The sequence below is a fragment of the Vibrio sp. YT-18 genome (genome assembly GCF_033337345.1).
GTDB lineage: Bacteria > Pseudomonadota > Gammaproteobacteria > Enterobacterales > Vibrionaceae > Vibrio > Vibrio alginolyticus.
On sequence record NZ_JAWOQO010000296.1, the window covers coordinates 1 to 1,021 of the forward strand.

Annotated in this window: 2 protein-coding genes and 1 pseudogene; all 3 read right to left on the reverse strand. The window is 43.7% G+C overall.

Annotation, left to right across the window (positions count from 1 at the left end; translation table 11 throughout):
• Positions 1-406 (reverse strand): DUF1190 domain-containing protein (locus R7M72_RS26105; protein ID WP_318056593.1); only part of this gene is annotated, 406 nt, incomplete at its 3' end.
• Between the two features lie 8 nt (positions 407-414).
• Positions 415-831 carry a DUF350 domain-containing protein gene (locus R7M72_RS26110; RefSeq protein ID WP_318056594.1) on the reverse strand — a complete coding sequence of 139 codons (417 nt, stop codon included), beginning with the start codon at positions 829-831 and terminating at the stop codon, positions 415-417.
• Positions 831-1,021, reverse strand: a pseudogene (locus tag R7M72_RS26115) (two pore domain potassium channel family protein); the annotation flags it as partial. The pseudogene R7M72_RS26115 and the gene R7M72_RS26110, both read right to left, overlap by 1 nt.

Genomic DNA, 1,021 nt, shown 5'->3' on the forward strand with positions numbered 1-1,021 from the left:
TATAGCGGTACATCGGTTCCGAATAATAACTCTTGTTGTAACCTTTCAAATCATTAACTGAACGACTATAGAAAAAGCCGCCAAAATGAGGGACATAAGCACGAGAGCTTGAGCTGTAGTAACAATCGTCTTCGTAAAAGTCGGTTTCACATTCGAATTCGTTGTTATAACGAGGAGCATTTCGTTCAGCGCGAGCCAATGCCTCTTGGTAAGCAATATCACACTGCTCACTAAACTCTGGCGAGTTGGATTTACATTCATCGGCGTCAGAAAAAATGTAGCCTTCAGTCTTTGATTCTTGGGTCGCAAGGAAGAAAATTCCGCCAAATGCCGCGAACGGTATGATTTTTCCAAGCTTTAAGCTTTTATCCATGGAAGAACGTTTAACGTTGGAACTGCGCTTCATCGTTCCTCCTAGTACGTCATACAAGCAGCATTCAACATGCCGACCGATATAGAAACCGCCGCAAGTACAATGCCTGCAGGCAGCTCATCTTTTTCGATACGCTCAGTAACTCTTGGCAGCAAAATAAAACGCACGATGGCAAATGCGATGATTTGCGCAAGCATGGCAACAACGCCCCAAACCATAAAGTCGACAATGTTGACTGAGTTTTTTGCCGCACCCGAAATCGCAATACAATAACCCAGAAAAGCGCCACTCAACGCCACTGTGGCTGCGGTATTTTGCTTTTCCTTGATCAGATGCCATTCATCATAAGGCGTAAGCTTGACGTAGATGAACTTAAACGCCAAAACAAAAATAATGGATACTGAGAAGTAGAGTAAAAAGTTTGGAAAACCTGCTAACAGGCCGGCAATCATGTGCATTATTGTTCCTTGTTCATTTCTTTCCATGCAAAATCATCAATACGTTCATCTGCAATGTAAAACAGCTTGGTACCCGGTGGCACTTCCGCATCTAAATCTGGGTTGAGTTGGATACCGTTGCCGATATCAAACGCAATCAACGTCGCGTGGTGACGCTTTTTGATAAAGCCAAAGATGCTCTCAATGGTGG

What these genes read in the sequence shown, in the direction of transcription:
- R7M72_RS26110 (WP_318056594.1), bottom strand. Translation starts at nt 831, where the DNA reads ATGCACATGATTGCCGGCCTGTTAGCAGGTTTTCCAAACTTTTTACTC.